Origin of the sequence: Skermanella mucosa (assembly GCF_016765655.2) — a bacterium.
Taxonomy (GTDB): Bacteria; Pseudomonadota; Alphaproteobacteria; order Azospirillales; family Azospirillaceae; genus Skermanella; species Skermanella mucosa.
In genome coordinates, this window is sequence record NZ_CP086109.1 from 147,616 (window position 1) to 173,722 (window position 26,107).

Here is a 26,107-nt window from a genome sequence, read left to right on the forward strand (position 1 = left end):
TACGTACCTGCGCCCTAACAGAGGCCGCGGCCGCCAATCACGAACGGGGCGGAAAAAGTTTCCATGCGAACCGGCAAAGGATCGAGCGGGAAAGGACCGTCCTTGTCTTGGGCCGCATATCGGGAAATCATGCCGGACCGGCCGGGGACGCCGATCCCCGGCTATTTCCACATTCAAGGAGTACGAAATGCGACACCGAGCCCTGCGCCTGGGCATCGCCCTTTCCACCCTGCTCATGGCGGGCCTGATGACAGCCGGACCGTCGTCGCCCCTGCGGGCGGAGGAGCCCGTGAAGGTCAAGGTGTTCGTCGCGGCGATGTTCGAGATCGGCCAAAACACCGGCGACAGGGCGGGGGAGTTCCAGCACTGGTACGAGCGCTACTGGAAGGACAGCCGGCCGATCGCCGTCAGGGGAGCCCTCAACCCGGTCCATTGCAATGCCGATGGGGTCTGCGGTTCGGTCCTCGGGATGGGCAAGGTCAGTTCCTCCGCGTCGATGCAGGCCATCCTGCTCAGCCCGCAGCTGGACCTGTCCCAGTCCTATTTCATCCTGTCGGGCGTGGCCGGCACGCCGCCGTCGCGGGGGACCATCGGCGCGGTGAACTGGGCCACCTGGCTGGTGGACTACGACCTCGGCCATCGCTGGGCGCCGGAGGAGGGCGAGCCGGGCGCTCCGACCTTCATGCCGCGCAAGGGCTACGAGGCGCTGCGGCTGTTCAAGCTGAATCCCGACCTGGTGCAGTGGGCGATGCGCCTGACCGCCGATACGCCCCTGAAGGATTCGGAATCCGCCCGCGCCTATCGCCTGCGCTACCCCCAGGAAACCGCCCGGCGCGCGCCGTTCGTCGGCACCGGGACCCACATGACCGGCGACACCTTCTTCCACGGCCCCGGCATGTCGGAGCAGGCGCAGTACATCGCCAAGCTCTACGGCGCCGACGATTACGTGATCACCGAGATGGAGGCCGCCGCGATCACGCTGGTGATCAAGCGCCTTCAAGGGGACGAGCGCGTGATGAGCCTGCGCGGCGCGGTCAATTACGACCAGGGCAACCCCAACGAAACCACTCTCCAGCATCTCGACCCGGCGCCGGGCCAGACCGCGGGCGGCTTCGCCGAGACGGTCGAGAACATCGCCCTGGTCGGGACCCGCATGGCCGACCACATCGTCTCCCACTGGAACCAGTGGCAAGCCGGCGTGCCCGAACCGGTGAAGTAGCCGGTCTCAGACCTCGATCAGGGCATAGGGCTTGCCGGTCGGCTTGGGGATCTGCGCCGCGACGTTGAAGACGGGCGTTCCCCGGCGGGTCTTGCCCTGGTAGGTGCCGTGGTGGGCGTGGCCGTGGAAGACGGCCCGGATCGTGTCGAACCGGTCGATCGTCTCGGCAAGGCGGGACGACCCCAGGAAGGGAAAGATCTGTTCCGGCTCGCCGGCCACGGTTTCGGCGATGGGCGCGTAATGCAGCACGACGACGGAGCGCCGGGTCTCCAGCGACTTCAGCGCATGCTCCAGGCGCATGGACTGCTCGACCGCCTCCTGGACGAAGGCCTTGATCGGGGTCTCGCCGAACGCGTCCAGCATCTTGCCGTCGAAGCCGCCGCCGAAGCCTTTCACGCCGGCGAACCCGACGCCCTTGATCTCGTGGACCTCGTTCTCCAGGAACTTGACCCCGGCGTCGCACAGCACCCGCTCGACGTCCCCGGGGCTTCCGCACTGGTGGTCGTGGTTGCCCAGCACCGCCAGCATCGGGATGGAGCAGGAACCCAGTTCCCCGGCCAGCGCCTCGGCCTCCTGCGCGGTGCCGATGTTGGTCAGGTCGCCGCACAGGCAGAGCACGTCCGCGACGCCTGAGATTTCGCCGAACAGGTCGCGCCAATGCCCCTTCGCGGTGGCGGAGACGTGGATATCGCCGATCGCGGCGACGCGGAGGGTTTCGCCGGTCCGCACTTCTTCTGCCATCATGGACTCTTATTCCTCGACTGTCTCATCCGGTTCGGCCCTCGCCCGGCGCCGGGATGGCGGCACCGACCAGGTCGGCGAAGCCCCACTCCATCACGTCCACCCGGTAATCCTCCGGGGAGAACAGCCGCCCGCGGCAAACCCGGGTCATGGGAACCGGCAGGTCGGCGTGCATCCGGGCGCGCTGGAGCAGTTCGTCCAGCAACCAGCGGGGCACCCGGTCGCGTTCGGACGGATAGATGAAGCGGAAGTTCAGCACGTGGATCAGCAGCACTTCCCAGTACTGCTCCATGTGCGACAACAGCCGGTGCCAGTCGATCCGGTCGCCCTGGCGGAGGATCATGTGGGCGATGTCGGCGCCGTCGTAGCGGTTGCGGTTCTGCAGCAGCGCTTTCGACCAGATCATCTCGGTCGGCGGGGTGAGCTGGACCGGCACGTCGTACAGCTCGGCCGGGTGGCTCTCGTTGAACCACTGGTCCGTAATGGTGACGACCGCGACCGCCGAGCTGAAGATCACGTCGAAGAAGCATTTGCCGCGCTTCACCTTGGCGAGCCAGCGTTCGTCGTGGATCTCGGTCTCGAACCCCTGGTCCTTGAAATGCAGCAGGATGCGCGGGAAATCGCCCGGCTTGCAGAAGATGTCCAGGTCCTTGGTCGCCCGGTTGATGCCGGTGTAGCAGTTCACCGCGAAGGTGCCGGCGACCAGGAACGGGATGCCGCTGTCGCGGAGGATGTTCAGGCTGTCGGTGTAGAACCGGTCGGCCTCCTCCTGTTCGACGCCGCCGGTCGGTGGCAGGGCTTCCCCGGTCAGCACCGCGTAGGAAGTGCCGCCGTGATGCCGGCCCGCCGGCGCCGTGTCGGGCGGGGGCAAAGGTTGGGGCTGTGCGGGAGGCTGTTCCATCACCCTGGGTCTATCGAGGTTCCTGACTGGTCAGGCGACGCGCCTGTTCCAGGGATCAATAGCCTTCGGGGCAGGAAGTTCCGCGATGCCGCGGGAGCCGGCGACCCTGCCGGCTCCCGCCCAGGGCGGGGCGTCAGAACGCGAAGGCCTGGTACTTCTCGCCCTGCTCGACCTGGTCCAGGCTCTCCACCACCTGGTTGAAGCGCAGCAGGTGGCGGGCGCGGTCGGACAGGCGCCCATGGACGGCGCGCGGCACCTTGATCGACACTTCCGGCCGGAACAGCCAGCGGCGGCTGTAGCCGATCACCACCATCGGGCGCGGGGTGTCGGTGGTGTTGGGCGTGCCGCGGTGCAGGTGGCGGACGTCGCGGATCATCACGTCGCCCAGCTTCATGCAGACCTGCTCCAGCGGGATCTCGCCGGAGTCCACCTTCGCCAGGGCCTCGTCGCGGGGCATCATGTGGGTGCCCTTGGCGATCTCGATCGGGCCGTTCTCCGGGGTGACGTCGCACAGCGGGAAGTTCACCGCAAGCTGGTACATCGGCGTCTCGTAGGACAGCTCCGGGAACAGGGAAGGCGTGTCCCGGTGGATCTCCTGGAAATCGGACCCGCGGATCGGCGTGTCGGTGGCGAGCTGGCACATCACCGGCTCGCGGCCGACCAGCCGCTCGACGATGCCGAGGATGTCGTCGTCCTCGAAGATGGCGGGATCGGCGAACGGGGTGTCGAACGGCAGGGTGACGTAGAACCGGCCGGAGCCGCGGTTCTGCAGGTGCCCCTCCCGCTCCATGTGGTTCTTGAGCAGCGGGTTGAAGGCCTCGGCCCACGCCCGCAGGGTGTCCTTCGGCAGATGGTCCTTCAGGACGACGTAGCTGTCCCGCTTGGCGTTCTCGGCGAGGGTGTCCAGGGTGGCGGAGTCGTAACGGCCGGTCATGGTGCGTGCTCCAGTAAGACGGTGGTGATTGCGATGGTCACGGGGCCTGCCGGCGGGTCAGCCTGCTTTGCAGGATGACCACGACCAGCAGGAAGGCGCCGCGGATGACCGATTGCCAGTAGGCGCTCAGGCTGATCACGCCGCGGCCGTTCTCGAAGTTCAGGATGTTGAAGATCAGGCCGAGCAGCAGGACGCCCGACAGGGTCGCCCCGACCGACCCGACGCCGCCGGTCAGCAGGGTTCCGCCGACCACGACGGCGGCGATGGCGAACAGCTCCCAGCCCGCCCCCTCGGTCGGCTGTCCGGCGCCGAACTGGGACGCCAGGATCACGCCGGCCAGCCCGGCGAGCGCGCCCGACAGGGTATAGACCGCTATCGTGATCCGCTCGACCGGCAGGCCCATCAGCCGGGCCGCCTCCTCGTTGCCGCCGACCGCCAGCGTGTGGCGGCCGAAGCCGGTGTAGTTCAGCGCCAGCGAACCCAGCAGGTAGGCCGCCGCGGCGATCAGCGCCGGGATCGGCAGGCCGAACAGGTCGCCCTGGCCCAGCTCCACGAACAGCCCGTCCCAGGAGACCGAGACCGACTGGTTCCCGGCCAGCAGCAGCCCGGTGCCCTGGGCCGCCAGCAGCGTGGCGAGCGTCGTGATGAAGGGCAGGATCCTCAGCTTCGCGATCACCAGCCCGTTGATCAGGCCGACCGCGGCGCCGGCCGCCACGCCGCCCAGCAGGGCCGGCAGCAGCCCCTGGGGGCTCAGAAGGGCCGATACCACGCTGGCCATCGCGGCGACCGCGCCGACCGAGAGGTCGATCCCGCCAGTCATGATCACGAAGCACATGCCGAGCGCGATCAGCGCGAACATGGAATTGTAGCGGAGCACGCTCAGCACGTTGTATTCGCCGAGGAAATTGTCGTAGCGCAGGGCGCCGAACAGGATCAGCAGGACCAAGGCGATCAGCACGCCCTGGCGGCTGAGGGCGGCCCCCGCGCGGGCGGCGAGGCTGGGGGGCGCCGGCCGGCGCGGCGCAACGGTGTCGGTGGTCATCGGGCGGTCCCTCCCTGTCGCTGGAGCCAGACGGCCAGCAGGATGATGGCGGCCTTGACCACCAGGGCCGCGGCGTCGGGCACGCCGTTGGCGAGCAGGGTGTAGCGGACGAGCTGTATGATCAGGGCGCCCAGCAGGGTTCCGACCACCGTGGCTCGGCCGCCGGTCAGCAGGGTTCCGCCGACCGCCACCGCCGCGATGGCGTCCAGCTCCATGCCCAGCCCGATCAGGTTGGCGTCGGACGAGGCGTTGATCGCGATCACGATCAGCCCGGCGAGGCCGGAGAGCAGGCCGCTGACGGCGTAGACCGCCAGCTTGACCCGGTTGACCGGAACGCCGGCCAGCCGCGCCGCCGGCTCGTTGCCGCCGGTCGCCAGCACGTGGCGGCCGAAGATCGTCGCGCGCAGCATCCAGGCGACGGCCAGCACGATCACCAGCATCAGGACCGCCTGGACCGGCATGCCGAACACCCGGCCCAGCCCGATCCACTGGAAGGACGGGTTGGAGAAGGTCTGCAGGTTGCCGTTGGTCATGACCTGGGCGATGCCGCGCCCGGCGATGAACAGCACCAGGGTCGCGATGATCGGCTGGATGCCGAAGCTCGTGACCAGGAAGCCGTTGAACAGCCCGAAGCAGCCGGCCACCAGGATCGGCACGGCGATCGCCAGGGTCACGCCCAGCGCCGGGTCCAGCGGGCCGAACAGGCTGCCGCCGAAGATCAGCGGGGCGAGCGCGCCGGCGATCGCCATCAGCGAGCCGACGGACAGGTCGATCCCGCCGGTCGCGATCACCAGCGTCATGCCGGTCGCCACGATCACGATGGTCGCGACCTGGGTCAGGTTCACGAAGAAGGTCTGCCAGGTCAGGAAGTTGGGCGTGACCGCGGCGTTGAACAGCAGCAGCGCCACCAGCGCCAGCGGCGCCCCCCAGGTCCGGGCCAGGTCGCCGATCCGGCGGCCGGGCGGCCGGGCGGCGGTGCTGTGGATCGCGGTATCAGCCATGGGACACCTGCTTTCCACCATTCCCGTGGCCGCTCCCGTGCCCGTGGGCCATGGCGTGCATGACGGCCGGCTCGGTGATGTCGTCGCCGTGCAGTTCGGCGACGTTGCGGCCGTCGCGCATCACCACGACGCGGTCGGCGCCCTCGACCAGTTCCTCGATCTCGGAGGAGATCATCAGGACGCCCAGGCCCTGGTCGGCCAGTTCCTGGATCAGCGCCTGGATCTCGGCCTTGGCGCCGACGTCGATCCCGCGGGTCGGTTCGTCGAGCAGCAGGGCCTTGGGGTTCATGCACATCCAGCGGGCGAGCAGGACCTTCTGCTGGTTGCCGCCCGACAGCTCCCGGATCTTCTGCTCAGGCGAGGCGCATTTGACGCCCAGCCGCTTGATGAAGCGGTCCACCACCTCGCGCTGCTTGGCGGTGTCCACGATGCCGGCGCGGGAGATCTCGGGCAGCAGCGCCAGGGTCAGGTTCTCGCGGACCGACATGTCGGGGATGATGCCCTCGGTCTTGCGGTCTTCCGAGCAGAAGCCGATGCCGGCCCGGATCGCGTCGCCGGGACCGCGGAAGCCGGTGATCCGCCCGTTCAGCCTGACGTCGCCGCCGTCCGCCGGGTCGGCGCCGAACAGGACGCGGGCGACCTCGGTGCGGCCCGAGCCCAGCAGCCCGGCCAGCCCGACGATCTCGCCGGCCCTGACCTCGACGCTGGCATCCTGGACGCGGCGGCCCTGGCGGAGACGGTCGACCCCGACCACCGGCTCGCGGCCCCGGTGCTCCTTGCCCGCGGCGAAGCCGGTCGTCCCGCCGGCGGCCACGTCGGAAAGCCGGCGGCCCAGCATGGCGGCGACCAGGTCCAGCTTGCCCAGGTCGGCCATGGGGCTTTCGGCCACGGTCCGGCCGTCGCGCATCACGGTCACCCGGTCGCAGACCGCGTAGAGCTCGTCCAGCCGGTGGCTGACGAACACGACCGACACGCCGCCCCGCTTCAGGTTGCGGATCACGTCGAACAGCACCTCCACCTCCTGGTCGTCGAGGGAGGAGGTCGGCTCGTCCATCACCACCAGCCTGGCGTCGAACGACACGGCGCGGGCGATGGCGACCATCTGCTGGATCGCGATGTTGAAGCTTCCCAGGGGCCGGCGGACATCCACGTCGATGCCGAACCGGGCCAGCAGGGTTTCGGTCTCCCGGTGGATGCGGCGCCAGTCGATCAGGCCGAAGCGGCGCGGCTCGCGCCCCAGGAACACGTTCTCGGCGACGGAACGGTAGGGCACCAGGTTGATCTCCTGGTAGATCGTGCTGATGCCGGTCCGCTGGGCGTCCTGCGGCGAGGAGGGATCGATGGCGGCCCCGTCGAACAGGATGGTGCCGCCGTCGCGCCGGTAGGCTCCCGTCAGGATCTTGATCAGGGTGGACTTGCCGGCGCCGTTCTGGCCGATCAGGGCATGAACCTCGGCGCGGCCGACGGTGAGGTTGGCGGCGCTGAGCGCGGGTATGCCGGCGAAGCTCTTGTCGATGCCCTGCATCGACAGAAGGGGCGCTGCGTCAGCCACGGTCTGCCTCGCGGAATGCGGAAAATCTGGCGGTTCGGTCTGGGTAGGGTGGGGCGGGACCGGCCAAGGTCCCGCCCGGCCCCGGTCAGTAGGCCGAGGACACCGACTGGGCGGCGTTGGACTTGTCGTAGAAATTGTCCGGCACCTTGATCCAGGTGTCGATCTTCTCGCCGGCGGCGTAGCGCTTGGCGGTCTCGAAGGCGTTGGGGCCGAAGCGCGGGTTGCTCTCCACCACGGCGCCGATCTTGCCGTCCACGATCGCCTGGAGGGCGTCGCGGGTGCCGTCGATCGAGACGACGGTGATGTCCTGGCCCGGCTTGCGGCCCGCCGCTTCGAGCGCCGCGAGGGCGCCCATCGCCATCTCGTCGTTGTGGGCATAGACGGCCGTGGCTTCCGGATGGGCCTGGAGCAGGGTTTCCATCACCTGGCGGCCCTTGTCGCGGGCGAAGTCGCCGCTCTGCGCCGCGACGATCTGCATGCCGGGGGCCTTGGCGATCGCGTCGGCGAAGCCCTTGTGGCGGTCGTTGGCGGGGGACGAGCCGACGGTGCCCTGGAGTTCGATGATCTTGGCGTTGCCGCCGGTGGACTTGACCAGCCATTCGCCGGCCCGGCGGCCCTGGTCGATGAAGTCGGAGCCGATGAAGGTGACGTAGTCGCGGCCCGCCTTGGCGACGCTGTCATCGACGCGGCGGTCCAGCAGGATCACCGGGATGCCGGCGCGCTTGGCCTTCATCACGGCGGGGATCAGCGGCTTCTCCTCGCGAGGCGCCAGGAAGATCAGGTCGACGCCCTGGGCGATCATGCTGTCCACGTCGGCGACCTGCTTGGCGGCCGATCCGGCGGCGTCGGTATAGACCAGCTGCCAGCCCTGCTTCTTGGCCTCGGACTGCATGCTCTCGGTCTGGGCGATGCGCCAGGGGTTGTTGCTCTCGGTCTGGGCGAAGCCGACCTTGTAGCTGTCCTTCTGCTTCATGGGGGGCAGGCCGTCGGCCGCCATCGCCGCCGTTCCGGCCATCGCCGTCGCCATGAGCATCAGGCCCATGGTCAGGGCGCGCCTGTCTAGCTTGAGCATCGAACGTCTCCTCCGATCCCTGTCCGGCGGCTTGATGCCGCCTTTGGTCGTCCCCGGCTGGGGAGTACGGCCGGATGCTCTCATAGCTAATATTATCAGTCAACACCGCTGTTCGATTGCTGCGCTGCACCCATGGAAACCCGATAAACCCTTATTATTGCAATCTGTTCAGGAGTGGTAATAATCAGCAGAAGCATCGGGTGACGGAGGGCTGAAGGTGGCGGAACGGCAAGACAGGCGGCGGCCGACGATGACCGACGTGGCCAAGGCGGCCGGGGTCTCGCAGTCGAGCGTCTCGCTCGTGCTCAACAACATGACCGGCGCCCGCATCTCCGAGGCGACGCGGCGGCGCGTGTGGGAGGCGGTGCGCCAGATCGGCTACCAGTTCGAGCCGCGCCGCCAGGAACCGCCGCCGGTGACCGGGCCGGTGACGCGGAACCTGATCGGCTATCTGGTGGACGAGATCTCGACCAGCGTCCATCCCGCCGTGACCATCGACGGCGCCCGCGACGCGGCCTGGGAGCATGGCTGCGTCCTGGCCGTCTCGACCACCCGGGGCAACGCGGAGCTGGAGGAGGCGACGATCCGCTCCCTGGTCGCCAACCCGGCGCTGGTCGGGATCGTCTATTCCACCATCTTCACCCGCAAGGTCGCCGTGCCCGCCGTGATGGCGGACGTGCCGGCTGTCCTGCTGAACTGCTACGCCGCGGACCGGGCGTTCCCGTCTGTCGTGCCGGGGGAGGTGACCGGGGGGCACACCGCGACGGCCCGGCTGATCCAGGCCGGCCATACCCGGATCGGCTTCATCAACGGCGAGCCCTGGATGGACGCGGCGCGCGACCGTTTCAAGGGATACCGCCAGGCGCTGGCCACCGCCGACCTGCCGTTCGACCCGGCGCTGGTCCGCGACGGCGACTGGGCGCCGACCAGCGGATACGAGCAGACCCGCTCGCTGATGGCGGAGCCCCGGCCGCCGACCGCGATCTTCTGCGCCAACGACCTGATGGCCGTGGGCTGCCTGGAGGCGCTGCGGGACCTGGGCTTGCAGATCCCGCGCGACGTGGCGGTGATGGGCTATGACGACCAGGAGATGGCCCAGCATACCCGCCCGCCGCTGACCACCGTGCTGCTGCCCAACTACGAGATGGGCCGCTGGGCGGTGGAGCACCTGATTTCCGACGTGATCCACGGCCATGCCTCGCGGCTCCTTCAGGTCAAGCTGGACTGCCCGCTGGTCGAGCGCGGCTCGGTGCGGTCTTTGGTTGAGGAAGAGGCGGTCAGGCCGGCGCCGGTGCCGGCCGGCGGGAGCGCCTGACCTCCGGGTCCGATATGCAGGAAGAGGGCTTCGTGGCCTTCGAGGGGGATGCGGTCCCGGCCGGTCCCGATCACGCCGGGGAGGTCGGCGCCGGCGCGGAACTCCGCCGGTTCGGCGGACAGGTTGAAGAGGCAGAGGATCGCCGAGTCCCCGTGGCGCCGGACGAAGGCCAGCGTTTCGCCGGGCTCCGGGGCGGCGTTCTCCACGAAGGTGATGCTGCCCTTGACCAGCGCCGGGTTGTCGCGCCGGAAGCGGAGCAGGCGGCGGTATTCGGACAGCACGGACGTGTCGACGGCCCGCTGGCGATCGACGGCGCGGGCCAGGTGCGCCGCGGAGACCGGAAGCCAGGGCTTGCCCCCGGTGAAGCCGCCGGCCGGCGAGGCGCCGTCCCAGACCATCGGCGTGCGGCAGCCGTCGCGCCCCTTGAACTCCGGCCACAGGCGCAGGCCGTAGGGGTCCACCAGGTCCTCGTAGGCCAGCTCCGCCTCGTGCAGGCCCAGCTCCTCGCCCTGGTACAGGCAGACCGAGCCGCGCAGGGACAGCAGGATCGCGGCGGCCAGGGATGCTAGCTTGCGGTCGTCCTTGGCGTGCCCGCGCCAGCGGCTGAGATGGCGGACCACGTCATGGTTGGAGAAGGCCCAGCACGGCCAGCCGTCGGCGGCGACCTCCTCGAACCGGGCGACGTGGGAGCGGAAATGCCCGGCCGAGAAGGCGGCGCCGAGGAAGTCGAAGGTGTAGGCCATGTGCAGCTTGTCGCCGCCGCCGGTGTAGAGCGCCATCAGCTCCAGCGAGCGCGGCCCCTGGCCGATCTCGCCGACCGTGGCCGAGCCGGGATAGAGGTCGAGCAGCGCCCGCAGCCGCCGGAGGAAGCCCGGCACCTCCGGCCGGTTCTTGTCGTAGCGGTGGTCCTGCCAGTGGTACGCCTCGATCCGCTTATGGTCGGGCACGTCGGGGTCGGGCGGGTTGGACCGCAGCTCGGCGTCGTGGAAATAGAAGTTGGTGGTGTCCAGCCGGAAGCCGTCCACCCCCCGGTCGAGCCAGAACTTGACCGTGTTGAGCAGGGCTTCGACCACTTCCTCGTTGTGGAAGTTGAGGTCGGGCTGCTCCGTCAGGAAATTGTGCAGGTAATATTGGCGCCGGCGCGAATCCCACTGCCAGGAACTGCCGCCGAACACCGACAGCCAGTTGTTGGGCGGGCCGCCGTCCGGCCGGGGATCGGCCCAGACGTACCAGTCGGCCTTGGCACTGTCGCGGCTGGACCGGCTCTCGACGAACCAGGGATGGCGGTCGGAGGAGTGGCTGAGCACCTGGTCGATCATGACCTTGAGGCCCAGCCGATGCGCCTCCGCGATCAGGGCGTCGAAGTCGGCCAGGGTGCCGTAGGCCGGGTCGATATTGCAGTAGTCGGAGATGTCGTACCCGAAATCCTTCTGCGGCGAGGTGAAGAACGGCGCCAGCCAGACGGCATCGACGCCCAGGTCCGCCACATAGGGCAGGCGGGCGGTGATGCCGCGCAGGTCGCCGATGCCGTCGCCGTCGGAATCCTGGAAGGAGCGCGGATAGATCTCGTAGATGACGGCGCCGCGCCACCAGTCCGGGTCGTTGCCGGCGATCCGGGACGGGGCGGGGGAGGGCGTCCTTGATGTCATGAAACGTCAGCCTTTCTCTCCGCCCGCCGGCGGGCCGGAGGTTTTCTCGCGTTGGAAGGGCAGGGCGGGGGGCGGCTCCTCCGGCTCCTCGTCCCGGGCGTCCGCCTCGACATGGGCGAGATTCAGGACGACGGTTCGGCAACAGGCCTCGATCGCCGCGGCGAACTCGCCCAGCAGCGGATGGTCCCCGCCCGGCATCGCCCTGACCGCCCCGACCGCCTCCGGCAATTCCCGCCGGACCCGTTCCGCGGCCGTCTCGATCCGCCGCAGGAGCATCGTGCGGTTGAAGCCGCACTGGTCGGCCATCCGCTGCCAGTGACGGCCCATCAGGTAGTCGCCGCGGTCCTTGCCGGCGATCGTCTGCGACAGGTTCTTCGTGACGTTCTCCCACGCGGCCGCGCACATCAGGTCGTAGAGCGGGGCCAGGGACGCGCCTCGCCCGGTGAGCAGGATGCTGTAGTTCTTGGCATGGGCGTCGGTGTTGCAGATCAGCACGTTGAAGACCACCGCGTCGAGCAGCCGCATGCGGTCGGCCGCCGTCAGGTGGTCGTCCACCACCCCGAACATGTCCACCAGCCGAGGCCCCTTGATGCCCGAGCGGTTGCGCTCGTACTTCGCCCCGGGCGGCTTGCCCAGCGCCTGGCAGAAGTCCTCCTGGTGGATGCGCAGCCAGCGCCCGTCCCGCTGCACCCGGTCGTAGCGGGTCACCAGAAGGTAGCTTCGCGCCCCCGCCCTGCCCGTCGTCACCGCCGCGGTCCTCAGTCCGCAGCGGTGGGCGAGCGTCATGCAGAGGGTTTCGTTCTGCACGCTGCCCCATAGCCTTCGGCGGGCGTCGGGCTTCAGGATATGGGTGGACGGCGCCCCGTTGAGCGGAACAGCCATCCGTCCGTCCGCCATGACGGCGACGGGCAGCTTCTCCTGCGCGCCGGCCAGCGACATCGACACGCCGTCGTCGCCCGCCAGGAAGGGCTTCGCCGGCAGCTCCTCGATGATCCGCTCCAACTCGGCCTCCCCCTCGATCGGGCGGTAGCCGGGGGCCTCCCCGGCTACCGCCCGATCGAGGGGGAGGCGCCCGATGGCCAGCGCCCCCGCCGTGTCGCCGCCGATCCGCTCCAGGATGCCGATCACGTCCTGCGGCGAGACGCCGAGGTTCCGTCCGACGGCGAGCAGGTTGGATTCCTCGGGCAGCAGGTTGGCCAGCCACGGCATCAGGACGTCCGGGCCGAAGGCTTCCCCGCCGAGCGGCATCCTGAGCGATACCGGGAACGCCCCCCGCGTCTTCGGCCATCGGGGGTCGTAGGCGAAGGCAGGCCCCTCCCCGGCGAGCGTGATCTCGCCGACGACGAAATGTTCGTAGTAGACGGGAAGCGTGCTCACGCCTCGTCTCCCAGGTCGGGGAGGTCCGGGTAGGCGTCGTCGGGTCCGGGCAGCGTGTCGGCGGACGGAACGGCGGCAGTGTCGGCCATGGGTCCATGACCCGCCGTCCGGTCGGTCAGCCGGATGCCGAGGCCCTTGGCGACGGCGAGGGCTTTGCCGAGCTGGCACGTCGGCTTGCCGCTTTCCAGATCGACGATGAACCGCTCGCCGACATTGACCGCCAGCGCGAGGTCGCGCTGGGTCATGCCGAGGGCTTGCCGTCGCAAGCGGACGAGGCTGCCGAAGCGGCCCGGCGTGTCGATGAAGTCCATGACGATCCCCGTTCTTCCCGAACGGGAAGATGATGCCGTATCCCTCCCGGATCAAGGCGGTTTCTTCCCGAACGGTAAGAAATGCCCGGCTCGGACAGGTCCGGAACCCGGAACTTCCCGCTCGGGGCGATCAGGAAGCCATCTGGAAAGGCCACTACCCGGCCGCGACCCTGTTCCGGCTTTCGGCCGCATGACCACATGCTGGCTGCCGAACTTGTATTCATCAGGTCCGATCCGACGGCGCGGAGGATGGCGTTTATCTCCCGAATGTCAGCATTCGTGATGGTGCGATCATCATGAGGCGGATCGGGGAGCGTGTCGACGGGGTGGGGCAGGGCCACGGACGTCAACAAACGTCATGGTCTTCCGGCATGGGCGGACCCGGCGGCGCGGCCGGCGGGAGCCCCGATGCGCGGCTATGCCGTGGCATGGGTAAGGCCGCCGATGTCAGCATATGTCATGACGGCGTGATGCCGGTGCCGCGCCCGGCCGGGGGGCTTCGCACGGCGGTCTGGTCGGTTCGCCGTAGGTCGGCCTCGGCCGAAGGCCGACGCCGACGGCGTGGCCGGAGCGTCGATGCAGGGTGTCGGCGTTCGCCCTGGCGGGCGAAGGCCGACCTACGGGACTCCGGGTCGCCGCACCATGAGGGGCCGGGGGAGGGCCGTTTATGTCAGCATATGTCATCTCGACTTTGGCCATCCTAAATGGGACTTTGATCAGGCCCTGATCCAGAAGAAGGGTTCCTCGGCGATGAAGTCGAGGGCGTCATCAAGGGGCATGATGGCGCCGAAGGGACCGGCGGGTCCCCAGGCGTCGCGTCGCCACCAGAGGACCTCGACCTCGTCGTCCTCGCCGGTCGGGCACAGGCGGGCGACCGGCGCGCCGGTGCGGGTGCTGACCAGCGAGTAGCCGTGACCGGCGCGCCGGGCGCGGACGCCACCTTGCGGCCAGGGGTGGGCGTGGATGCGCTGGAGCACGGGGTCGGTCTTGGCGGCCATGGCGATCTCCGCGGGGCGGGACTGTTGGGTCCAACACTCCAACCGCCCGGAGGGGACCATGGACCGCCCTGACCCGCCGCTGCCCGAGGCGTTCTGCCGCTGGCTCGCCCCGGCGCTCGCTGTGTTCTCGCCGACCTGCCGGCCCCAGGCCGCCGCGCTGGCGGTCGGCGCCCTGCTGGCGCTTGGCCCGCGCACCGTGGCCGGCGCGCTACGCGCGCTCGGCCTGGCCGGACGGGCCGATTTCGCCACCTTCCACCGGGTGCTCAGCCGCGACGTGTGGTCCGGGCTGGCGCTGGCCCGGCGGCTCACCCGGGCGCTGGTGCGCGTGTTCGCCCCGCTCGGCCCGGTGGTGGTCGGGCTCGACCACACCCTGGAGCGCCGGCGCGGTCCCCGGGTCCGGCCGGCGGCACACTACTACGACCCGGTGCGCTCCTCGCGCGGGCGCAAGGTCACCAGCCGCGGCCTGCGCTGGGTCTCGGCCATGCTGCTGGCCGAGGTGCCGTTCGCCCGCAAGGTCTGGGCGCTGCCGATGCTCAGCGCGCTGGCGCCGAGCCAAGCCTTCTGCCAGGCCGAGGGCCGGCGATACCGGCCGGTCACGGCGTGGGCGCTCAGCCTGCTGCGCCTGGTGCGGCGCTGGCTGCCGGGGCGCGCCATGGTCGCGGTGATGGACGGCGAGTTCGCCTCGGTCGGCCTGCTGCGCGAGTTGGGCCGCGCAATGACCGTGGTGACCCGGCTCCGCCTGGACGCCCGGCTGTTCGACTTCCCGGCCCCGCGCCCGCCCGGCCGGGGCGGTCGGCCCGCCACCAAGGGCAAGGCCCAAACCAAGCTGGCCAAGCGGCGGCACGACGCGGGCGAGCCCTGGCAGCGCTTCGCCCTGCTGGTCCGCACCGGGCGTCGCCACGCGCGGGAGGCGGAGTTCATCTCCGGCACCGCGCTGTGGCACCACCCGGGGGAGCCGCCGGTCGCGGTCCGCTGGATCCTGGTGCGCTATCCCGGGTCCAAGCGCGACCCCGACGCGTTGGCGTGCACCGACTTGACGGCCGACCCGCTGGTCATCCTCGGCTGGTTCTCCAGGCGCTGGCTGATGGAACTCACCTATGAAGAGGCGCGCGCCCACCTCGGCGTCGAGACCCAGCGCCAGCACGCCGACAAGGCGGTGTTCCGCACCACCCCGGTGCTGTTCGGCCTGTACTCGCTGGTCGCGCTCCATGTCCAGGCCTTCGCCGGCCAACTCGACCTGACCCCGCGCCGGGCGGCCTGGTACCCCAAGACCGCCCCGACCTTCGCCGACGCCCTGGCTGCCGTACGCATCGCCCTGTGGACCGACCTGAATTTCGTCACAGCCCTGGATCCCGGCGAAACCGTCCAAATTCCTCGCACCGTCTACGTCAGGCTCGTCCAGGCCGCCGCTTATGCCCCCTGACCTATCAAAACCAATCCGAAGCCGCTCGTAGTCCCATTTAGGATGGCCAAAGTCGAGGTCATGACGGCGCTGCTTTCTGATTCACGATGCAAAGATCCCGCGTCGAGACGCCGGAGGGAGTGTAGCGGGAATTTGTAAAGGAATAATATCCTGCGAGCAAGGTGCCGGCATACGCCCTTCAATCGGGCACGGCCCCGGAGAAGCCGCATCCAGGCCGGCGCAGCGCCATGTGGTTGCCCGCCATCCTCATGCAAGGAAGACCGGATCGCCATCCGACGATCAGGCGGCCTTGTTGAATGCGGCGGCAACAGCGACGGGGTCGTTCAGGATTGCGGTCAGATAGGATGCTGACGCATCCGGTGGGACGCTGCGTCCCTGCTCCCAGTCGCGCTGGCAAGTCAGAGGTATCCCGTAGCGCTCGCAGAAGGCGGCTTGTGTCAGACCGGTGACCGCGCGGGCTCGCTTGGCGATCGGCATCGGACGCATTCTAGCCAGCATCTCTTCAGTCATTTCGTCTGTCATGGGGGGTCCTTCCACTCGGTTTGGGAGGCGCGTCATCGCGCTTGCCTGAAGTAGTGGTCCGTTTCACGTCTGGTTGCGCAACGCAACGAAATGTACCGGAAGCCCTCGACCCGATCCGTGTATGTGAGGTGATACACTACGCCAGCGACCATACCCAGTACGTTCCAGCGTTCTTCATCGTAGTTCATGCTGTCATCCAAGGCGTGGAGCGCTTGGCCGTCGGCCATCACCCGGTCGCCGAACGACAGATCCAGCCCATGGTTGGCGATGTTGGCCGCATTCTTCGCGGGATCGAAGTTCATTAATCAAGTCCGGCATTTGAGCATCTTTAATGTACCGGATTCCGGTATACCCCGCAAGGGAAGCTAGTAGAATGGGAGAAGTGATTTCGGCCTGACCCTTGATGGTTGCCGCTAGCTTTCCCGCATTGCGCGCCTTTGAATCATCAAGTTCCGTCGTCGCCCTGGTCCATATCTGTCTTCCTTGGCAGCGAGTGAGGAGTCCCCCTCCCCGCACGGCCGCAAACGTCTACATTCGTGACGGTGGTGTCATTACGGCCCGTGCGAGTGGGGTGCTATACCGGTGGGACCGTGTTGACGGAGCGGGGTGGGGCAGGGCCGCGGATGTCAGCATCTGTCATGGTGTCCTGGTTCCTGATTCACGATGCAAAGATCCCGCGCCGATGCGCCGGGGGAGTGTAGCGGATCTTTGTAAAGGAACTCTGTCCTGCCCGCATCGAGGGAAACGGATAGCGACAAAAATACGAAAAGCATGTGCGCGCCAAAACCGCAACCACCGATCATACGCGTTGACACGCGACGCGCTCTCGCCGCAGAGTCGCCATGCCCAGGTACCCGCCGGGCGGTCGAGCCAGAGAACGGCAATTCCCCAACTCGACCTGACCACCGATGCTACTGCTTAAGGACCACACCGATGGCTGATGTCAGGTTTAGCACAACCGGCGCGCTGTTGCGCCAATCTTTGTTCTCCGCCGCCGCAGTGGTTTCGACCGCTGCGGCGGCGGGAACACCCGTCGTCGCCGGCGCCGGAGTCTGAGCCCGGACCAACCTGATCCTCGACAATGAGGGTGTAATCGTCGGTGGCCGATTCACCGGGCATATGGTCCTGGCGGACGAGGGGCAGCCCAGGTTTGAACAACGTGAGTTCCTCGTAGTAGCGCAACTCCGTTCCGACTATGCCAACCGGTTCCTTACCGAAGCCGGAAGCTACGATTTCCGGATCGGCGTGGACTTCTTCAATGCTCCTTCCGATCAAGGACAGGACAAGGGGAATTGACAAGGTTGCCCGACAGAAGGCGCGGCGATACGGCGGGAAGTTCGGTGGCATGATCGGCCGGCCGGTGCCGGTGAATTCACTCGCTCACCATCCCATTTAGCATGGCATGGTTGACTTTCTTTCGCCTGCCGAACGAAGCGCGTTGATGTCGAAGGTTCGCGGTCGCAATACCAAACCGGAACTGCGGGTGCGAAGGCTTCTTCATGGCTTGGGCTATCGCTTCCGGTTGCATGACCCTCGGCTTCCCGGACGCCCGGATATCGTTTTCTCCCGTCGCAAGCGCGTCGTTTTCGTTCATGGCTGCTTTTGGCATGGACATGGTTGCCAAAAGCGCGACGTCGAATCCTTGCCGGCGTTCTGGCGTGACAAGATTACCCGCAATCGCATCCGCGATGCGCAGGTCATGCGGGACCTGACCGAGGCCGGGTGGTCCGCAGCCGTCATCTGGGAGTGCGAGCTCAAGGTCCGTACATTACCTGCGACCGAGGAGAAATTGGCCTCATTCCTCGGCCCGCCTCGCATATCTTGACGGCTTCGTCACAAGCCCATGGGGACGACGGTCCGATAGGGCGGCACATCGGTGTCGCGGTAGATATCCGCCATCGCGAGTTTCGCATCCGCGTTGGACAGTTCGATCCTGTCGTCTGGATCGCGGTAGGCCCGGTAGATCCATCCGGCGGGTGCCCGAGAATAGACCTCGACCATCTGCGCGTCCTGGGAAACCAGGACGTAATGTTGGCAGAAGGCGGTATCGAGGTAGTTCTGCTGCTTGGGGCCGCGGTCCTTGTGCTCCGTCCCTTCGGAGACGACCTCGACCAGCAGAATCGCTTCGGCAACGCGGCTGGCGTCCGGCGTCACCGGGGTGCAGGTCACCAGGACGTCGGGATAGGCGGAGAAGGTGTCGGTCTTAAGCTTCACGGTCTCGCTTTGCATCCGGCAGCCGCGTGGGCGGAAAATCGGCGTCAGGGCGGTGCGGATGTTGAAGACGATATCGTTGTGCCGGATCGCTCCGCCCTTCATGCCGGCGGGGTCGGCATCGTGCGGCCATACCCGTCCGTCCAGGAACTCGAACCGCTCGGGCTGGCGTTCCTCCCAGGCGATGAACTCCTCGATGGTGGAAAAGCGGCGTTCCGCAGGATGTTCCGTCATCCGAGCCTCCGGGGCGGAGGATAACAGGCGGGCGTCCAGGGCGCCATTGGCCTCGACCCGCAGCAGTTTCGACGTTTCGGGGGCGGCCCTGCCATATCCGGTAACGCTTCCTCGCCCATATCCCCATATGCATGCCGGCAGACATTGAACAGAGGGACGCATGACCACCCAGCGGAGAGAACTTTACCACAGCTCCAACGGCGACAGATGGCTTCTGGCCCGGGATGCCGAGACGGGGGAGGTGTTCGTGCAGCATGAGGCCAACCCCGCGTCGGGCGGGCACAGCACGATCATCGGGATCGGGGCTTTCCTCAACCAGCAAGGGCGCGGACCGCAGCATCAGGCCCTGCTTCAATTGATCGGATCGCTGGTGGGAGGTCCGATGTACGACTGACGGCGCGCAAGCGGGCCGGTCTCAGGCTCGCGCAGCGTCTTTCCGGGGCTTCCATGGTTCCGTCCAGGGATGGCCGGAGCGGCGGGGAGGTTCCCATGCCGGGCGAGCGTCCCCGTGCCCCGCATCGTCGCCGCCCTGGCCGCACGGCATGACCGGGTCGGACCCGGAGGGTCACGACCTGCTGAACGTGATCTTGTAATCGCCCCCGGCGATCGAGAACAGGTCGGAAGCGGTGTTCGAGATCCATGTGAGGCTCAGCGGAGCTATCTGCACGGTTTCGGTGGAGCCGGGCGCCGTGATCGTGCACACGGTGGTCGTGTCGCACTGCTGCGTGGTGTTGACGTTCCATTGGGCGGAATCATCGCCCAGGGTGAAGGTGTGCGCTCCACTGTATGAAACGAACGTCAGATTCAAAGTGCTTTCTTCTTGGTCTTCGTCGTCCAGTACTTGCAAATAGATTACTTCGAGTTTGACGGATGTAGCCATGGCGATTTTCCTTTTTCGAAGAATGTTTTACCGCTGAGCTGATCGGCGCTAATGGGTTAGCGGAAGCGCAAGGTACCCAAGCGCCGCGCGTGATACAAGCAATAAGATATAATATCGAACGAAATATTATTAAAAAGGGTATTTCTGAATCCGTTTCTACCTTAGGGTTGGGCGAGGAACGCCGGCGCGGGGCTGCCGATCGGCAGCCCCGGTTCCATCACCGCTTCGGCTTGTCGTGGCCGGGGAGCACTCCGCTCAAGACTTCCTTGGCGGTGTTGACCAGGACGCTGCCCTGTTCCGGATCGCCGGTCAGCAGGGTCGAGGTCAGGCCCTTGGCCTGGGCGAAGGTGATGTGCGGCGGCAGCGGCGGCACGTTCGGGTCGGTCTTGAACTCCAGCACCACGGGACGGTCGGCGGCCAGCGCCTCCTCCCAGCCGGCCGCGACCCTCTCGGCCCGGTCGACGAAGATGCCCTTGAGGCCGATCAGCTCGGCGAAGCGGTGATAGGGCACGTCGGGCAGCCGCTGCGACGCCTCGAATTTCGGGTCGCCCGCCTGGACCCGCTGCTCCCAGGTCACCTGGTTCAGGTCCTCGTTGTTGAAGACGCAGATGATCCACTGGGGATTGGACCAGCCTTTCCAGTATTTGGCGACGGTGATCAGCTCGGCCATGTTGTTCATCTGCATGGCCCCGTCCCCGACCAGTCCGATCACCGGCCGGTCGGGATGGGCGAACTTGGCGGCGATGGCGTAGGGCACCGCGGCTCCCATGGAGGCGAGGCCGCCGGACAGCGAGCACATCATGCCGCGTTGCATCCGGATGTCGCGGGCGAACCAGTTGGCGCAGGAGCCGGAATCGCTGGTGACGATGGACCGGGGGGGCAGCCTGGGCGACAGCTCCCACGCGACCCGCTGGGGGTTCACCGGATCGGCGGAGTGCATGGCGCGGGCTTCCAGGGTCTGCCACCAGCCGGCGACGTTCTCCTCGATCCCCTTGCGCCAGCCCTGGTCCGGCTTCTGCTTCAGCAGGGGCAGCAGTGCCCGCAGCGTCTCGGCGCTGTCGCCGACCAGGTTGACCTCCATGGGATAGCGGATGCTCAGCATGTCGGGCTTCAGGTCGATCTGGACGCCGCGGGCGTTGCCCTCCTTGGGCAGGAACTCCGAATAGGGGAAGCCGGAGCCGATCATCAGGAGCGTGTCGCACTCCATCATGAGGTCCCAGCTCGGCTTGGTGCCCAGCAGGCCGATCGAGCCGGTCACCCACGGCAGGTCGTCGGGCAGCGCCGCCTTGCCGAGCAGCGCCTTGGCGGCGCCGGCGTCAAGCCGGTCGGCGACAGCGATCACCTCGTCGGTCGCGTTCAGCGCGCCGGCGCCGACCAGGATGGCCACCCGCCGGCCCTCGTTCAGCACGTCGGCGGCGCGCTGAAGGTCCGCCTCGTAGGGCACCACCTTCGGCGCGCTGAACCCGACGCCGGAGAACACCGCGCCGTGCTTGCGCGGCGGTTCCTCGTAGGGTTCCTCCTGGAGGTCGTTGGGCAGGATCAGCGCGGTGACCCGCCGCTCGCCCAGCGCCGTGCGGATCGAGCGGTCGATCAGGTGGCGGACCTGGGCCGGAACCATCGCCTGCTGCACGAAGGCGCCGGCGACGTCCTTGAACATGCTCTGGAGGTCGATCTCCTGCTGGTAGTGCGAGCCCACGGCGGTGCGGGCCTGCTGGCCGACCACCGCAAGGACCGGCATATGGTCCAGCCGGGCGTCGTACAGCCCGGTGATCAGGTGCGAGGCGCCGGGGCCGGAGGTCGCCAGGCAGACGCCCAGCTCGCCGGTGAACTTGGCATGGGCGGAGGCCATGAAGGCCGCCATCTCCTCGTGCCGGACCTGGATGAACTCGATCCCCTCGCCGAACCGGTTCAGCGCCCCGAGCAGTCCGTTGATGCCGTCGCCCGGGTAGCCGAATACCCGCCGCACGCCCCAGTCGTGCAACCGCTGCCAGAAGAAATCGCCGACCGTCTGGGCCATGGTTCCCTACCTTTTCCGTTGCCGTTGCCGTTTCCTGCCGGGACGGGAGTCCCGCGCCAAGGCATGGCTGGTCAACAGGGTCCCGCCGGGTGGGTTTCCAGGGACCTGACGAATCTTTCTCCCGGGTCGCGGGGGGCACGCCGCCCTCGTGCTTTCCCTGCTTGCTCCGGGCAAGGGAAGGGCATGATCCGGAACGATGATGACGGACCCGCCGGGGCGGAGGGATAATGGAAGCGGGCGGACGCCACGAAGGGGGGTAGTCGATCGGCTGCGGTTTCCCGGAACGATCGATGCGAGGCCCTGTTTGGGTCGGGAGGTTCCCGCGAAAATCGCTAGGAGTTCTGCATGAAAGCCGTCGTATTCCATGGCGTGGGCGACATTCGACTGGATGACGTTCCCGAGCCGAAGATCCAGGATCCCACGGACGCCATCGTCGAGATCACCGCCAGCGCCATCTGCGGCACCGATCTCCACATGATCCGGGGCACCATGCCGGGAATGCAGCCCGGCACCATCCTGGGGCACGAGGGGGTCGGCGTCGTCCGGGAAGTCGGCGCAGAGGTGCGCAACTTCAAGCCCGGCGACCGGGTCGTCATCCCCTCCACCATCGGCTGCGGCTCCTGCAATTACTGCCGCTCCGGCTATTTCGCCCAGTGCGACGAGGCCAATCCCAACGGCAAGCTGGCCGGAACGTCCTTCTTCGGCGGCCCGAAGCAGACCGGCCCGTTCGACGGCTTGCAGGCGGAATATGCCCGCGTGCCGCACGCCAATGTCGGCCTGGTCCGGCTGCCGGACAACGTCACCGACGATCAGGCGATCATGCTTTCCGACATCTACCCGACGGGCTATTTCGGCGCCGACATCGCGGAGATCCGCGACGGCGACGTGGTCGCGGTGTTCGGCTGCGGCCCGGTGGGACTGTTCGCCATCCTCAGCGCCTACCAGTTCGGCGCGGCCCGCGTGATCGCGGTCGACGGCATCCCGTCGCGGCTGGACATGGCGCGCAACCTGGGGGCCGAGGTCGTCAACTACAACGAGGAGGACCCGGTCGAGGTGATCCGCAGCCTGACCGGCGGCTCGGGCGCCGACCGGGTGATCGACGCCGTCGGCGTGGACAGCGAGCGGCCCAAGGTCGGTCCCGCGGCCGAACAGGCGGAGCAGCAGGCCGGGCAGTTCGAGAAGGAGCGGCAGCAGATCGCGCCGGAGACCAACACCGACGGCAAGGTCTTCAAGCCGGGCGACGCGCCGTCGCAGGCCGGCACCTGGGCGGTCCAGGCCTGCGCCAAGGCCGGCACGCTGTCGATCATCGGCGTCTATCCGCAGACCGACCAGTTCTTCCCGATCGGCATGGCGATGAACAAGAACCTGACCCTGACCATGGGCAACTGCAACCATCGCAAATATGTCCCCACGCTGGTCGGCATGGTGGAGTCCGGCGCGATCGACCCGATCGGCGTCCTGACCAACGTCGAGCCCATGACCGACGTGCTCACGGCCTACCGGGAGTTCGACCAGCGCAAGCCGGGATGGGTCAAGGTCGAGCTGGTGCCCGGCGTCTAGCACCTTCCGCCACGGGAAACCTCCCCCGCCGGGAACCCCCACCGGGAATTGGCGCCGGGAACTGCCGATGGCGGTTCCTGTTGCGGGGGACGGTTCATGGGGTGGCCGACACACCCCGCAGGAATTCAGTGGAGACCAGCATGGTGACCGATCCGAAGAACGACGCCCCCCAGCCGCCGCAGCCAAAGCAGCAGCAGGACATGCCGGGCTCGACCGCCAAGATGACGCCGACGCCGGATCATGGCGAGGAAAGCTACAAGGGCAGCGGCCGGCTGGACGGCCGCGCGGCCATCATCACCGGCGCCGATTCCGGCATCGGCCGGGCCGTCGCGATCGCCTATGCCCGGGAGGGCGCCGACGTCCTGATCTCCTACTACAACGAGCACGATGACGCGCGGGAAACGGCGCGCTGGGTCGAGCAGGCCGGCCGCAAGGCGATCGTCGTGGCGGGCGACATCAAGGAGGAGGCCCACTGCAAGGAGCTGGTCCAGAGGGCCATGAAGGAGTTCGGCAAGCTGGACATCCTGGTCAACAACGCCGCCCACCAGGCGACCTTCGAGAGCATCGAGGACATCAGCGCCGAGGAGTGGGACGTCACCTTCCGGACCAACATCTACAGCCAGTTCTACCTGTGCAAGGCGGCGATCCCGAACATGAAGCCGGGCAGCGCGATCGTGAACACGACCTCGATCAACGCCAAGAACCCGACGCCGACGCTGCTGGCCTATGCCACCACCAAGGGGGCGATCGCCAACTTCACCGCCGGCCTGGCCGGGCTGGTCGCGGAAAAGGGCATCCGGGTCAACGCCGTGGCGCCGGGGCCGATCTGGACGCCGCTGATCCCCTCGACCATGCCGGAGGAGAAGGTCGAGAGCTTCGGCGGGAACACGCCGCTCGGCCGCGCCGGACAGCCGGCGGAACTGGCGCCGGCCTACGTCATGCTGGCTTCCACCGAGTCCAGCTACATCACCGGCGCGGTCATCCCGGTCACCGGCGGCCGGCCGATGCTCTGACCCGGCCGGCCGGGGAGGGGGTGGTCAGTGCTTGCCGGGGGCGTCCTTAGTCCGGGTCATCGCATAGAAAACCGAGGCGCTGAAGCTGGAAAAGCCGGCAAGCACCAGCAGCAGGTACATCACTTCACCGGTCGACATGTCTTTACCTGTCCGTTGGAAGTCGGGGAAACCGTGCGGAAGGAGCCCGCGGGGGACGCTTTCCCCCGCGGGCTCCGGCGCGTTCAGGCGGTGGGAAGAAGCTTGCCGGGGGCGGCCGGCTTGAATATCCTTCGCGCCACCGCGATGATGGCCGTCAGGACCAGGCCGGCGAAAGCCAGGCCCGAACCGAAGACCAGAAGTCCGAGTAGGACGAAAAGGAACGTTTCCATCTTTCCACCTGTCTTCATGGGATGAGGAAACGCTATGCCGTCGGGCGGATGGATGCTTTGATACAGGTCAAATGAGAGCTCGAACGACCGCTCCGGATGGACCGTCCGCAGGAGGAGGCGCCTTGACGCCGCCGGACCAGGGCCGGCTGCTGGCCGCCGTCGCGCGCGGCGACCGGGCGGCCTTCGGCGCCCTGTTCCACCATTTCGCCCCGCGCGTGAAGGCCCAGCTGATCCGGGCCGGTGCCCTGGCCGACGTGGCGGACGAGATTTCCCAGGACGTCATGCTGGCGGTCTGGCGGAGGGCAGGGGAGTACGATCCCCTCCGCGCCAGCCCGGCCGCGTGGATCTTCACCATCGCCCGGAACCGGCGGATCGACAGGCTGCGGCGGGAGCGGCGGCCCGAGATGGACCCGAACGATCCCGAGCTTCGCCCGGCCGAAACGGAGGACGCCGAAGCCGCGCTGAGCCGTATCCAGATGAGCGCGAGGCTGCGGGGCGCCGTCGGCGCGCTTCCGAAAGAACAGGAAGAAGCCCTGGTCGCGACCCTTTTCAGCGATAGGTCCTATGGGGATTATGCCGAGGAGAGCGGGTTGCCGCTCGGGACGGTGAAATCCCGGCTGAGGCTCGCGTTCGCGCGGCTGCGGTCGGAGCTGAAGGAGGCGCTTTGAACAAGTTGACGCATCATCCCCCGGCGGATCTGCTGGTGTGCTACGCCGCGGGCAGCCTGGGCGAACCCCAGGCGCTGGCGGTCGCGACGCACCTCGCCTATTGCCCGGCATGCCGGCGGGAGAACGAGCGTCTGGACGAGATCGGCGGCGTGCTGCTGGAGGAACTGCCTCCCGAGCCGCTTTCCGACGGCGCGCTGGCGTCGCTGCTGGCACGCCTGGACGGCGGCCGCGCGGAAACGCCGGCGGGTGCCTGCCGTGACGCGGGTCCGGGAATTCTCGGGGATGTGCGGGTCCCCGAGCCGCTGCGCGGTTACCTTCGGGACAGGGCGGGCGGCAGCGGCTGGACCGTGCTGGCCGAGGGGGTGAGGTCGCTTCGCCTCGACGTCGGCAGGCCACCCCAGGTGGCCGAGATCCTGAAGATGGCGCCGGGGGCGGCATTGCCGGCCCACCGCCATTCCGACCAGGAGCTGATCCTGGTGCTCCGGGGCAGTTTCTCGGAGGAGGGCGGGCCTCTCTGTGCCGCGGGCGAGCGCTACGCCGCGGGCGACCTGGGCGAGTTCGAGGGAGGATCGGTCCACACGGTGGTCGCCGGCGCGGATGGATGCGTCTGCTACCGCGTGCTGGCCGGGCCGGTGGAAAGGCTGGCCGCGCAGCCGTGAGGCCGCGGGCGTGGTTCCTCGCGGCGGATTTTCGCAGGGGACTTTAAGGGGACGGCGGCCATTGAACGGGACGGGGGAGACATTACATCTGGTGTCCCGGCGGGCTTGGCCACGAAGAGCGGTGCCGGAAGACCCCTGAAAAGTAATGTCCTGAAAGTATTGGCGTGATCTTGAAGCTGCGGACGGCGTGACCATATAAATGACTGTTCCGAGGGCGACTTGGCCTCGCTGAAAAGGCTTGAGGCCCGGTTCATCAGATCCCGGCATGAAATCTCCTCCTCATTCTTGAAGACATGAGCTTGTAGCTTACGAATTGGCCGCGCGCCGCGCGGTCCCGCCTTCCTCCCCGACCCGGGGACCGGCAGCCTCGACTGTTCCCCCGTCTTGGCGCCGACCTCGGGTCCGGGGAGGTCCCACCTTTCCCAGCTTCGCGCCGATCC

At 67.9% G+C, this 26,107-nt stretch carries 26 protein-coding genes; 9 read left to right on the forward strand and 17 right to left on the reverse strand.

Features of this window, described 5'->3' with window-relative positions; genetic code table 11:
• The first annotated feature begins 235 nt into the window (after nt 1-235).
• Nucleotides 236-1,219, forward strand: a complete 984-nt coding sequence (locus JL100_RS35550) for a purine-nucleoside phosphorylase (RefSeq protein ID WP_202683880.1) — start codon at nt 236-238, stop codon at nt 1,217-1,219.
• A 6-nt stretch (nt 1,220-1,225) separates the two neighbouring features.
• Here the strand turns inward: JL100_RS35550 and JL100_RS35555 are convergent, their stop codons facing one another.
• From JL100_RS35555 to JL100_RS35585, 7 genes are all read right to left on the reverse strand, one after another.
• On the reverse strand, nt 1,226-1,963 hold the full coding sequence (locus JL100_RS35555) for a metallophosphoesterase family protein (protein WP_407697068.1): 738 nt from the start codon (nt 1,961-1,963) through the stop codon (nt 1,226-1,228).
• A gap of 22 nt (nt 1,964-1,985) precedes the next feature.
• A complete protein-coding gene (locus JL100_RS35560; protein ID WP_228421832.1) occupies nt 1,986-2,861 on the reverse strand; it encodes a hypothetical protein in 876 nt (291 codons plus the stop codon).
• A gap of 133 nt (nt 2,862-2,994) precedes the next feature.
• Nucleotides 2,995-3,795, reverse strand: a complete 801-nt coding sequence (locus JL100_RS35565; protein WP_202683864.1) for a phytanoyl-CoA dioxygenase family protein — start codon at nt 3,793-3,795, stop codon at nt 2,995-2,997.
• 37 nt (nt 3,796-3,832) lie between these two features.
• On the reverse strand, nt 3,833-4,837 hold the full coding sequence (locus JL100_RS35570; protein ID WP_202683865.1) for an ABC transporter permease: 1,005 nt from the start codon (nt 4,835-4,837) through the stop codon (nt 3,833-3,835).
• Nucleotides 4,834-5,838 (reverse strand): ABC transporter permease, encoded by a 1,005-nt coding sequence (locus JL100_RS35575; protein ID WP_202683866.1) that lies wholly within the window; start codon nt 5,836-5,838, stop codon nt 4,834-4,836. The genes JL100_RS35570 and JL100_RS35575 overlap by 4 nt, the downstream gene beginning before the upstream one ends.
• The gene (locus JL100_RS35580) at nt 5,831-7,363 is read right to left on the reverse strand and encodes a sugar ABC transporter ATP-binding protein (protein ID WP_202683883.1); all 1,533 of its coding nucleotides are present in this window, start codon (nt 7,361-7,363) and stop codon (nt 5,831-5,833) included. The genes JL100_RS35575 and JL100_RS35580 overlap by 8 nt, the downstream gene beginning before the upstream one ends.
• Before the next feature lie 112 nt (nt 7,364-7,475).
• Nucleotides 7,476-8,462: an ABC transporter substrate-binding protein gene (locus JL100_RS35585; protein WP_202683867.1), complete on the reverse strand. Its 987-nt coding sequence runs from the start codon at nt 8,460-8,462 to the stop codon at nt 7,476-7,478.
• 250 nt (nt 8,463-8,712) lie between these two features.
• On the opposite strand from JL100_RS35585, the gene JL100_RS35590 reads away from it, so the two are divergent.
• Nucleotides 8,713-9,777, forward strand: coding sequence for a LacI family DNA-binding transcriptional regulator (locus JL100_RS35590; protein WP_228421843.1), 1,065 nt, complete (start codon nt 8,713-8,715; stop codon nt 9,775-9,777).
• Here the strand turns inward: JL100_RS35590 and JL100_RS35595 are convergent.
• From JL100_RS35595 to JL100_RS35610, 4 genes are all read right to left on the reverse strand, one after another.
• A complete protein-coding gene (locus JL100_RS35595) occupies nt 9,672-11,426 on the reverse strand; it encodes an alpha-glucosidase family protein (RefSeq protein ID WP_202683869.1) in 1,755 nt (584 codons plus the stop codon). The genes JL100_RS35590 and JL100_RS35595 overlap by 106 nt on opposite strands.
• 6 nt (nt 11,427-11,432) lie before the next feature.
• Nucleotides 11,433-12,803, reverse strand: a complete 1,371-nt coding sequence (locus tag JL100_RS35600; protein WP_202683870.1) for a type II toxin-antitoxin system HipA family toxin — start codon at nt 12,801-12,803, stop codon at nt 11,433-11,435.
• Nucleotides 12,800-13,114 (reverse strand): helix-turn-helix domain-containing protein, encoded by a 315-nt coding sequence (locus tag JL100_RS35605; protein WP_202683871.1) that lies wholly within the window; start codon nt 13,112-13,114, stop codon nt 12,800-12,802. Before JL100_RS35605 ends, JL100_RS35600 begins: the two co-directional genes overlap by 4 nt.
• Nucleotides 13,115-13,830: 716 nt before the next feature.
• Nucleotides 13,831-14,112, reverse strand: coding sequence for a hypothetical protein (locus JL100_RS35610; RefSeq protein ID WP_202685820.1), 282 nt, complete (start codon nt 14,110-14,112; stop codon nt 13,831-13,833).
• A gap of 58 nt (nt 14,113-14,170) precedes the next feature.
• Here JL100_RS35610 and JL100_RS35615 point away from each other — a divergent pair, with 58 nt between their 5' ends.
• A complete protein-coding gene (locus JL100_RS35615) occupies nt 14,171-15,535 on the forward strand; it encodes an IS701 family transposase (protein ID WP_228420846.1) in 1,365 nt (454 codons plus the stop codon).
• A 279-nt stretch (nt 15,536-15,814) separates the two neighbouring features.
• Here JL100_RS35615 and JL100_RS35620 read toward each other — a convergent pair whose 3' ends face one another.
• A complete protein-coding gene (locus tag JL100_RS35620) occupies nt 15,815-16,057 on the reverse strand; it encodes a helix-turn-helix domain-containing protein (RefSeq protein ID WP_202685039.1) in 243 nt (80 codons plus the stop codon).
• Between the two features lie 32 nt (nt 16,058-16,089).
• On the reverse strand, nt 16,090-16,359 hold the full coding sequence (locus JL100_RS35625) for a BrnT family toxin (RefSeq protein ID WP_202685040.1): 270 nt from the start codon (nt 16,357-16,359) through the stop codon (nt 16,090-16,092).
• Between the two features lie 1,100 nt (nt 16,360-17,459).
• On the opposite strand from JL100_RS35625, the gene JL100_RS35630 reads away from it, so the two are divergent.
• Nucleotides 17,460-17,882, forward strand: coding sequence for a very short patch repair endonuclease (locus tag JL100_RS35630; protein WP_202685041.1), 423 nt, complete (start codon nt 17,460-17,462; stop codon nt 17,880-17,882).
• 8 nt (nt 17,883-17,890) lie between these two features.
• Here the strand turns inward: JL100_RS35630 and JL100_RS35635 are convergent, their stop codons facing one another.
• Nucleotides 17,891-18,502: a Uma2 family endonuclease gene (locus tag JL100_RS35635; protein WP_202685042.1), complete on the reverse strand. Its 612-nt coding sequence runs from the start codon at nt 18,500-18,502 to the stop codon at nt 17,891-17,893.
• A gap of 160 nt (nt 18,503-18,662) precedes the next feature.
• Between JL100_RS35635 and JL100_RS35640 the strand changes: the two genes are divergently transcribed.
• On the forward strand, nt 18,663-18,896 hold the full coding sequence (locus tag JL100_RS35640) for a hypothetical protein (protein WP_202685043.1): 234 nt from the start codon (nt 18,663-18,665) through the stop codon (nt 18,894-18,896).
• A 171-nt stretch (nt 18,897-19,067) separates the two neighbouring features.
• On the opposite strand, the gene JL100_RS35645 is transcribed toward JL100_RS35640, so the two are convergent.
• Together JL100_RS35645 and JL100_RS35650 are read right to left on the reverse strand one after the other, a co-directional pair.
• Complete coding sequence (locus JL100_RS35645) at nt 19,068-19,382, reverse strand: hypothetical protein (RefSeq protein WP_202685044.1); 315 nt, start codon at nt 19,380-19,382, stop codon at nt 19,068-19,070.
• Nucleotides 19,383-19,599: 217 nt separating this feature from the next.
• On the reverse strand, nt 19,600-21,399 hold the full coding sequence (locus JL100_RS35650; protein ID WP_202685045.1) for a thiamine pyrophosphate-requiring protein: 1,800 nt from the start codon (nt 21,397-21,399) through the stop codon (nt 19,600-19,602).
• A gap of 345 nt (nt 21,400-21,744) precedes the next feature.
• Here JL100_RS35650 and JL100_RS35655 point away from each other — a divergent pair, with 345 nt between their 5' ends.
• Together JL100_RS35655 and JL100_RS35660 are read left to right on the forward strand one after the other, a co-directional pair.
• On the forward strand, nt 21,745-22,959 hold the full coding sequence (locus tag JL100_RS35655) for a zinc-dependent alcohol dehydrogenase (protein ID WP_202685046.1): 1,215 nt from the start codon (nt 21,745-21,747) through the stop codon (nt 22,957-22,959).
• A gap of 140 nt (nt 22,960-23,099) precedes the next feature.
• Nucleotides 23,100-23,972 carry an SDR family oxidoreductase gene (locus JL100_RS35660; protein ID WP_202685047.1) on the forward strand — a complete coding sequence of 291 codons (873 nt, stop codon included), beginning with the start codon at nt 23,100-23,102 and terminating at the stop codon, nt 23,970-23,972.
• A 221-nt stretch (nt 23,973-24,193) separates the two neighbouring features.
• Here the strand turns inward: JL100_RS35660 and JL100_RS35665 are convergent, their stop codons facing one another.
• Nucleotides 24,194-24,340, reverse strand: a complete 147-nt coding sequence (locus JL100_RS35665) for a hypothetical protein (protein WP_202685048.1) — start codon at nt 24,338-24,340, stop codon at nt 24,194-24,196.
• A 122-nt stretch (nt 24,341-24,462) separates the two neighbouring features.
• Between JL100_RS35665 and JL100_RS35670 the strand changes: the two genes are divergently transcribed.
• Both JL100_RS35670 and JL100_RS35675 read left to right on the forward strand, forming a co-directional pair.
• Nucleotides 24,463-25,008, forward strand: a complete 546-nt coding sequence (locus tag JL100_RS35670; RefSeq protein WP_228421764.1) for a sigma-70 family RNA polymerase sigma factor — start codon at nt 24,463-24,465, stop codon at nt 25,006-25,008.
• Nucleotides 25,005-25,667 (forward strand): ChrR family anti-sigma-E factor, encoded by a 663-nt coding sequence (locus tag JL100_RS35675; protein WP_202685050.1) that lies wholly within the window; start codon nt 25,005-25,007, stop codon nt 25,665-25,667. The genes JL100_RS35670 and JL100_RS35675 overlap by 4 nt, the downstream gene beginning before the upstream one ends.
• Nucleotides 25,668-26,107: the final 440 nt, after the last annotated feature.